This window comes from Enterococcus plantarum (genome assembly GCF_001730295.1).
Lineage (GTDB): Bacteria > Bacillota > Bacilli > Lactobacillales > Enterococcaceae > Enterococcus_L > Enterococcus_L plantarum.
On record NZ_MIKA01000007.1, the window covers coordinates 75,645 to 83,632 of the forward strand.

9 protein-coding genes are annotated in these 7,988 nt (G+C 35.0%); 6 read left to right on the forward strand and 3 right to left on the reverse strand.

Translation table 11 applies throughout. The annotated features are described in order from the left end of the window. Nucleotides 1-170 precede the first annotated feature (170 nt). Nucleotides 171-1,040, forward strand: coding sequence for a hypothetical protein (locus BCR22_RS04135; protein WP_069653718.1), 870 nt, complete (start codon nt 171-173; stop codon nt 1,038-1,040). 812 nt (nt 1,041-1,852) lie between these two features. Here the strand turns inward: BCR22_RS04135 and BCR22_RS04140 are convergent. Beyond that, nucleotides 1,853-2,359 carry a phosphatidylglycerophosphatase A family protein gene (locus BCR22_RS04140; protein ID WP_069653719.1) on the reverse strand — a complete coding sequence of 169 codons (507 nt, stop codon included), beginning with the start codon at nt 2,357-2,359 and terminating at the stop codon, nt 1,853-1,855. 85 nt (nt 2,360-2,444) lie between these two features. On the opposite strand from BCR22_RS04140, the gene BCR22_RS04145 reads away from it, so the two are divergent. Then, on the forward strand, nt 2,445-2,687 hold the full coding sequence (locus tag BCR22_RS04145; protein WP_069653720.1) for a DUF1450 domain-containing protein: 243 nt from the start codon (nt 2,445-2,447) through the stop codon (nt 2,685-2,687). 40 nt (nt 2,688-2,727) lie between these two features. Here BCR22_RS04145 and BCR22_RS04150 read toward each other — a convergent pair whose 3' ends face one another. Beyond that, a complete protein-coding gene (locus BCR22_RS04150; protein ID WP_069653721.1) occupies nt 2,728-3,741 on the reverse strand; it encodes an NAD(P)/FAD-dependent oxidoreductase in 1,014 nt (337 codons plus the stop codon). A 224-nt stretch (nt 3,742-3,965) separates the two neighbouring features. Here BCR22_RS04150 and BCR22_RS04155 point away from each other — a divergent pair, with 224 nt between their 5' ends. Next, complete coding sequence (locus BCR22_RS04155; protein ID WP_069653722.1) at nt 3,966-4,553, forward strand: peptidylprolyl isomerase; 588 nt, start codon at nt 3,966-3,968, stop codon at nt 4,551-4,553. Between the two features lie 61 nt (nt 4,554-4,614). On the opposite strand, the gene BCR22_RS04160 is transcribed toward BCR22_RS04155, so the two are convergent. Continuing rightward, nucleotides 4,615-5,781 (reverse strand): MalY/PatB family protein, encoded by a 1,167-nt coding sequence (locus BCR22_RS04160; RefSeq protein WP_069653723.1) that lies wholly within the window; start codon nt 5,779-5,781, stop codon nt 4,615-4,617. Nucleotides 5,782-5,973: 192 nt separating this feature from the next. Between BCR22_RS04160 and BCR22_RS04165 the strand changes: the two genes are divergently transcribed. The 3 genes from BCR22_RS04165 to BCR22_RS04175 all read left to right on the forward strand — a co-directional run bounded on the left by BCR22_RS04165 (nt 5,974) and on the right by BCR22_RS04175 (nt 7,421). Next, complete coding sequence (locus BCR22_RS04165) at nt 5,974-6,342, forward strand: CvfD/Ygs/GSP13 family RNA-binding post-transcriptional regulator (protein WP_069653724.1); 369 nt, start codon at nt 5,974-5,976, stop codon at nt 6,340-6,342. A 64-nt stretch (nt 6,343-6,406) separates the two neighbouring features. Beyond that, entirely contained in the window at nt 6,407-6,778 is a 372-nt protein-coding gene (locus BCR22_RS04170) for a hypothetical protein (RefSeq protein WP_181429481.1), read from the forward strand. A 136-nt stretch (nt 6,779-6,914) separates the two neighbouring features. Next, the gene (locus BCR22_RS04175; protein WP_069653726.1) at nt 6,915-7,421 is read left to right on the forward strand and encodes a GNAT family N-acetyltransferase; all 507 of its coding nucleotides are present in this window, start codon (nt 6,915-6,917) and stop codon (nt 7,419-7,421) included. The last annotated feature ends 567 nt before the right edge of the window (nt 7,422-7,988 follow it).

Sequence of the window (7,988 nt, forward strand, 5' to 3'; positions counted from 1 at the left end):
AAAATGGTATTCCTTCAGCGGCTTCGGGCGTTTAGAAGATGGAATATGCATTCTTTTTTTTGCTATTGTATCGTCCGAATATCCATCTTACTCATAATAATCTTTATGAAGTGAGTATTCTACTATTTAATGATAAACTAAAGAAAAGGAACATTTAGGAGGGGAAAAAAATGAGAAAGAAATTCATCTATTCATTTATATTACTAGCAGGTGTATCTCTAGCTGCTTGTGGAGGAAAAGGGCAAACAACCGAACGTTCAACGACAGCTAAAAGTACTGAAAAAACAAGTCAAACAACTACAGCGACGAGTAAAAACACCGAAAAATCTAGTACAACCCAAAAGTCATCTTCTTCTGCGAACACTTCTGAAGCGAAAGAAAGTAAAGCGCCTGCAAAATCAGAAAATAACACACCGGAAAAACAAGCAGAGGCGGTTTTAGGGCAACTTAATCAAGAGTTTCCAAACAATTCATTGCCGCAAGCTATATTAACAAGTCAAACAGCAGAGTATTTAACTGCCGCAACGACAAGTACCGCTGATCAAGGAAACTTTAGAGTATTGTATTATGCTGAAGCTAATGCAATTGCAGTGAATGATCTCGCGGTCAATGAGTTGCAACCCATTGCATCATTCGAGAAAAAATCTTATGGATCAGATGCAGAAGCCGCCGCCGCTGTTAATCAAATTATTGATAATGGGGGAAATCCAATTGATCTTGGCTATGGAATCAAAGGCTATCAACAAGGTGCGGCAGGCTCTACTTTTCTATCGTGGCAAGAAGGCAATTGGAGTATGGTTGTCAGAGCTTCCAATATTGGAGGAGAAGTTGGTGAACCTTTAGCGAAAGAAGCCGTTGCATATTTAGAAACAGCGATGCTTCCAGCACCTCGAAATGTTGGACAGATTTCTTTAACAGCTAGCGTTAGCGATAGCTACCAGAACAATTCAGTTGTTTGGCAAAAAGGGACAATCGTCTATACGATCCAACACTTTGATGCTGTGCAAGCACTAAAAATGGCTGTATCGACAAATCAATAATTAGGATAACTAAGTTCAAATGAATATAAGCGAAGTATTAATCGGTTAATAAGAATTTCTACTAATCAAAAAATAATGAGGAAAGCCTTGGCCCTATTATTTTTTTAAGAACGATTGTTTTTCAAGGTAAAAATAAGCAGAATCATCATTGACGAAACATTCACTCATCTTGTACAATGAGTACATGATAGAAGTGAAATAATAAAATAAAAAAGGCACTTCACAGTTTGGTGGCCGCCAAACTACGAAGCCCTGAAAAGTCAGCAGACACTGACCGATCAAGTTGCCCTCGTCAATGCAAAAGCACTGACATGATTCATTGTACTCAATTTTTAGGAAAATATCTACCCCTAAAAATACACGAGATGATGAACATGCCAGCGTTTACTTATTGAACGATACAACGGTATTGGAAGGAATTCTGATACCGTTTTTTTATTTTTTTACTTCTATCTATTGTTTTTAATATCCTTGTTGATCGTACAACTATAATTTAAATAAGTACGATTTAATCTCTAGGGGATGTTGAATAAAGTTTACCACTATAGGCTTTTGATTTATCTATTGGGGAAGAAAATCAACGACTGAAAAAATGTGCTCATTTAAAATCAGAAGAAACTCTTTTAGCCTATAGTGGTATCTTTAAACATAAGTATATAATATGTTGCATACTTTAAACTTATTATAATGGACATCTTACTAACGAAGCAATTGAAAAGCTGTAAAAAATATAAAAAAGAGCAGAAAATTTTATTTATGTACCTAAAACTTAGATATCAATAATTTTCTACCCTTACTCTATTTACGAATAATTATTGTGTGATACTACTTTTATCTGGCTGAGAGTGAGCTAATCGACTAGCTGCGGCTGCCGCAATTGCGCCAACAATATCATCTAAAAAAGTATGGACTTGCGGTCCTTCATGAGAATTTAGCTTAGCTAAAATACCAGGCTTTACTTTGTCGATATAGCCATAATTTGTAAAACCGATCGAACCATAAACATTAACGATTGAAAGTGCTAAAATTTCATCAATACCGTATAAACCTTCATCTTCTTCTAAAATTTCTTGTAAAGGATGAAGTAGTTTCTTTTCTTCAGCTAAAATATCTAATTGAATACCAGTGATGATCGTGTTATGCACTTCGCGTTTTGATAACACACTATCAATATGTTCAATACAAGTTGCTACATCAAGATCTTCTATATAAGGTTTTTGTAAAAATAAAACCAATTCCGCCAAATCTTCCATCTCGACACCGCGTTCTTTCAATAATTGACGCGCCTTTTGTTCTAATGTTTCACCTTTTATGACCAAAATAAAAACCTCCGATGCATCATTTTTAAACTTATAATACATCAATGGTATACTATCTACAGAGAAAATTGCAAGGAGAAAATCAATGAACCCTCTAATAGAATGTTGTGAACAAAATTTAGCTAAAGGTGCAGAGCTGTTAATGAATGATCCATTTATTGAAGAAAATGGTGATGTAATCTCTTATTCTTGCATGAATGAATGTGTTCTTTGTGCTCAAACATTCTTTGTTTTATTTGAAGGAGAACGAATTACGGGTGCAACACCAGAAGAACTGGTTGAAAATATAAAAAAAGCGATTGTGCAATGGCAAGAAGAAATGGGATAAAAAATAAAACGCGCCTTTTAAAGGAGCGTTTTATTTTTTATTAAAGCATGTTTGCTTCTTTTCCTTCAAATAAACTAGTACTATGCATTGGCTGAGTTCTTGTGTTGGGTTTAATAAAGTGCAATGCATTATTGACAGCAGTGGGAGCTTCACCAAAACCTGTTGCTATCAGTTTTACTTTGCCATCATAGTTACAAATATCACCAACAGCGTAAACACCAGGAATATTTGTCGACATATCTGAGTTGACTTCAATAGCGTTTCGGCTAACATCTAAACCCCAGTCTTTTAAATGCCCCAATGATGACGTAAAACCGTAGTTGATGATCAAAGAATCTAAGTCTAGCTTTTCAAAATTATCTGCTTTCGTTTCTTTCAATTGAATACCTTTGAATGCGTTATTCTCTACTAAAAGTTGGTCAATAACATAAGGCGTATAAATAGATACTTTAGAATTTTTCAAATTCTCTACACTGTGTTCATGACCACGAAATTCAGGACGACGATGGATGATCGATACTTCTTTTGCAACTGGCTCTAACATCAAGGCCCAATCAATAGCAGAATCACCACCACCAGCTATAGCAACCTTTTTACCAGAGAATTTGTTCATATCTGTCACATAATAATGAACATGATTTCCTTCAAGTTCTGCTGCACCATCGATCATGAGACGTCGAGGTTGGAAGGACCCATTTCCGATAGCGAAAATAACAGCTTTAGAATAGTGAACGCCTTTTGTTGTTTCAATGCGTAAGTAGCCATCTTCTTGAACCAAATTTCGCACTTCTTCTTCCAAACAAGTCTCATGGGCAAATGGAGCGATTTGTTTTTCTAAATTTCCAATCAGTTCGCTGGCTTTGATTGCGGGAAAACCGGGAACATCATAAATATATTTTTCGGGGTAAAGCGTAGAAAGTTGTCCACCAAGTTGAGGCAAACTATCAATGATTTTAGTTTTTGCTTTGCGGATACCAGCATAAAAAGCGGCAAAAAGACCGACAGGACCAGCGCCAACAATCGTTAGATCATATATATTTTTTGAATCAGACATCAAAATTTCCTCCAGTTTCTATAATAAAAAAGTTTTCATCTATATAAATGAAAGCAACAATGTAGTATATCGTTTTTCACAAAATATCACTTGTAACAGAAAAAAGCAAGTAAGAGTTTGTGAAAAAAAGCTTCTCTTAAAAGAATAGCAAAGATAATGGAATTTTCAAGTGAAGTTGTTTATGATATTATAAGTAAGTAAAAAATAACGAGGAGGAAATAACGATGTCAGAATTTCCACAATTAGATTTAGCAAATGCAAAAGGCCCTAAAGCCGTGATAAAAACCAACCGCGGAGACATTACTGTTCAGCTTTTCCCAGAACAAGCACCAAAAACAGTTGAAAACTTTGTTCAACTAGCGAAAAAGGGCTATTATGATGGGGTGATTTTTCACCGTGTTATTCCTGATTTCATGATTCAAGGTGGGGATCCTACCGGAACAGGTATGGGCGGCGAAAGTATTTATGGCGAAAAATTTGAAGATGAATTTTCTAAAGATGTGTTCAATTTACGTGGTGCACTATCAATGGCAAATGCTGGTCCAAATACTAACGGTAGCCAATTTTTTATCGTAAACAATCAAAATGTTCCAGCAAATATGATGGGGCAACTAGAAGGTGCCGGATTCCCAACAGAAGTAATTGAAGCCTACAAAAAAGGTGGAACACCATGGTTAGATTTCCGTCACACAGTCTTTGGTCATGTTGTAGAAGGTATGGATGTAGTCGATGAAATCGGTGGGGTACAAAGAGACTCTCAAGATCGTCCAACATTTGATGTAGTCATCGATAAAGTAGAAATTAGCGAATAAACAGCAACGATGTAAAAAAAGTGAAACTAGAACGCATTAAGGTTCTGGTTTCACTTTTTTATTATTCAAAAGAGTGTTTGATTCTCCGTAAGCCTTCTGACAGTGTTTCTTTTGGACAGGCCACATTTAAGCGCATGTGTTGCGTCCCTTTAGGACCAAAGGTAATTCCAGGATTCAAAACAACTTTTCCTTTATGGACGAGTTGATTTTGCAGTTGTGCATCGGTCAAACCAAAAGCGGAAAAATCTAACCAAATCAAGTAAGTACCTTCTGGATGCATCATTTTGACGCTAGGAAGTTCAGCTTTTAAGAAATTGGTAACCATATCAATGTTTTCTTTTAGATAACCAAGTAATTCATCTAACCAATCATCACCGTGTTCATAAGCAGCCTCTGTTCCTACGTAACCGAAAATATTGATTTCGTTCTGAAAATTACGTTCCTGTGCTTCAACGAATTGTTTTCGCAAATCAGGATTTTCGATGAAGATCATGGAGTTTTTAATACCAGCTAAGTTGAAGGTTTTTGTTGCTGCAGTCAAAGTAATCGAAAAATCTTTGAATGTCGAGTGAACATTTGTGAATGTTGTAAATACATGCGGAGCAAAAATCAAATCTTGATGAATCTCATCGCTAACAACGAGCACATCATATTTTGCGCATAATGTACCAAAAGCTTCAAGCTCACCTTTTGTCCAAACACGTCCGCCTGGATTGTGAGGGTTGCAGAGGATGAATAGTCGAACGTTTTCAGCAACGAAGTATTTTTCCATCTCTTCTAGATCCATAATAAAGTGTTCTTGATCTATTAATAATTGACTACGGACTAGCTTTCGATCATTTTGTTCAACAACTTTGGCAAACGGAGGATAAACTGGATCGTGAATCATAATAGCATCGCCAGGTTCAGTGTAAGCTTGAATAGCCAAAGAGAGACTTGGCACGACACCGCTGTTAAATAGGATCGCTTCTTTGCTAACGGTATAATTGTGTTGTCGCTTCTGCCAACGTTGAATTGCTTCGTACAATGAATCAGGAGCTGGAGAGTAACCCAAAATTCCTTGTTCTGCTGTTCGATTTATAGCGTCTAGAACAGGCTGATTGGCTTTGAAATCCATATCAGCTATCCATAATGGTAACAAGCCATCTTCTCCATAAGTATCTTTAATGGAATCCCACTTAGAACAATTTGTGTTACGGCGTTCATAGACTGTATCAAATTCTACCATTCAATTCTTCCTTTCTAGATCAAAATGTTTTTCGTTAAACGAGACTTAACTATAGTATAATGGAGTTTCAACGAAATATGAACAAAAAGAATTAATAATGGTAGAAATAAATCCATGCACTATTTAATGGAACATGATATCATTTGAAATGAGAAAATTATTTTTGTGCAATAACGAAATGAGGATAATAATATGGAATACAAAATAGGAATGATTCTTGACGGGACAATAACCGGTCTACAACCATATGGTGCGTTTGTTTCATTAAATGATACGGTCCAAGGGTTGATACATGTATCAGAAGTGCAGGCAGGTTTTACCAAAAATATTCATAGTTTATTGACTGTCGGACAAAAGGTCAAAGTTCAAGTGATTGATATAGACGAATACTCAAAAAAAATCAGCTTATCTTTAAGAACGTTAGAGACTCAAATACAGCAACCAAATCATCGACGTAAAAAATATTTCACGAATAAAAATAAGAAAATCGGCTTTGAAACCTTAGAACATGAGCTTCCTATCTGGAGGAACGAGGCGATGAATGCACTACTTGAGAAATAAATCTGTTTTTTTTCAGAAAATATGGTACAATTTTCCTAGTTTCTGAAAACAAAAATTAATTGAGGTGGATGTTTTGTCTAACAAAAAAGTCGCTGGTACTATTATGCTGAATCTAAATGATGGTTCGAAAAAATTTCTTGTTCATCCAGTGGGTGAGTCAATGGCGTTTGTTACAACAAAAGTTTCTGAGGATATGACGGGTTTAGCGAGTATGTTACAAGTTTTCAAAGAAGAAATTCAACTAGATGTTACTTCAATTAATTTAGTCGAGTTAACAAATGCTCATACAGATGCTGAAAATATGCCTTTGTTTGTATTTGAAATGAATGAAGATCATGTAGTCCCAACTATTGATAATAGATATGCATGGGAAAAACCATCTAAATTAAAAACTTTATTAGCTTCTTATGAAATTGAAGGAGTCCCGATGTTTTAAAACTAAATAGGTACATAAAGAATAAGAGAAGGATACTACTGTACAACTCTTATCACAGAAACATAAGACGGGACAAAGCTATAATCTAGTTTTGTTCCGTTTTCTTTTAATACATTTTTTTTCGGAGGAAATCGCCATGAAATTAAAACAAGTAACAATAGAAGAAACGCAAATTGCTATGTCTGTATTAAAAGAGAGTGCCGAATGGTTGAAAGAACAAGGGAGTAATCAATGGTCAGAGGTTTTACAAGGCGAAGATAAACACGGATTAGAAGAAGCTGTTACTAAAGGTGAAGTTTATTTCTTCTATAATAGTAAGAATCAACTAATAGGAATGGCAGCTGCATGGAAAACTCCGACTGAATGGGATAAATTACTTTGGAAAGATTTCGGCTTTCACCAATCCGCATGCTACATACATCGCGTCATCATTCGTCCTACATACAGAGGAAAAGCATATGGAGAAGAATTGTTAAGTGCTTTAAAACGAAAGTTTCTTGATGAAGTATCTGAGTTACGTTTAGATTGTTTAGGTAGCAATCAGAAGTTAATTCAGTTCTATCAAGAAAACGGATTTGTTAACATTGGTAGCTCAAAAGATTCTAATGAAAATGAATTCGAACTATTTTCATATAAATTATAAAGAACGATCGGGATTCGTTGCTATTTTTTTAAAAAAACTAATATTGAAACTATTTTGAGTCAGAAAAGCGAAAATACAAGAGATGGTGAGAAGTTAAGATAAAAAACTTTTAAAATTTTTTCAAAAAATGGTTGACCAATAAAGAAAAACTTGTTATATTATATCTTGTCGCAAGGCACTGACGAATTATGCTGAACGGCAATAATAGAATAACATTTCAAGTTTTAAAAAAACTTGAAAAATCGGGAAGAAAGTTGTTGACAAATAACAAACAACCTGGTAAACTAATGAAGTTGTCACGAAACATTCGATAACATCGAGCAGAAAAAACTTTGAAACTTTTTTAAAAAAAGTGTTGACATCAAATCGAAGATTTGGTATGATATAAAAGTTGCTGCTAGGTAACACAGTAGACCTTTGAAAACTGAACAAAGTAAGACGAACCAAATGTGTAGGTTGTTTTTACAACAGTAAAAACAAACAACAATTTTTAACAAAGCGAAGCAATATGCTAGCAAACAAATGAGCTTAACAATCTTCGGATTGTGTTCAACTTTTATTATGAGA

Excerpts from the sequence above, each read along its gene's own strand:
- BCR22_RS04150 (WP_069653721.1), bottom strand. The coding sequence starts at position 3,741 with ATGTCTGATTCAAAAAATATATATGATCTAACGATTGTTGGCGCTGGT.
- BCR22_RS04145 (WP_069653720.1), top strand. The coding sequence starts at position 2,445 with ATGAACCCTCTAATAGAATGTTGTGAACAAAATTTAGCTAAAGGTGCA.
- BCR22_RS04165 (WP_069653724.1), top strand. The coding sequence starts at position 5,974 with ATGGAATACAAAATAGGAATGATTCTTGACGGGACAATAACCGGTCTA.
- BCR22_RS04135 (WP_069653718.1), top strand. The coding sequence starts at position 171 with ATGAGAAAGAAATTCATCTATTCATTTATATTACTAGCAGGTGTATCT.
- BCR22_RS04155 (WP_069653722.1), top strand. The coding sequence starts at position 3,966 with ATGTCAGAATTTCCACAATTAGATTTAGCAAATGCAAAAGGCCCTAAA.
- BCR22_RS04175 (WP_069653726.1), top strand. The coding sequence starts at position 6,915 with ATGAAATTAAAACAAGTAACAATAGAAGAAACGCAAATTGCTATGTCT.
- BCR22_RS04160 (WP_069653723.1), bottom strand. The coding sequence starts at position 5,781 with ATGGTAGAATTTGATACAGTCTATGAACGCCGTAACACAAATTGTTCT.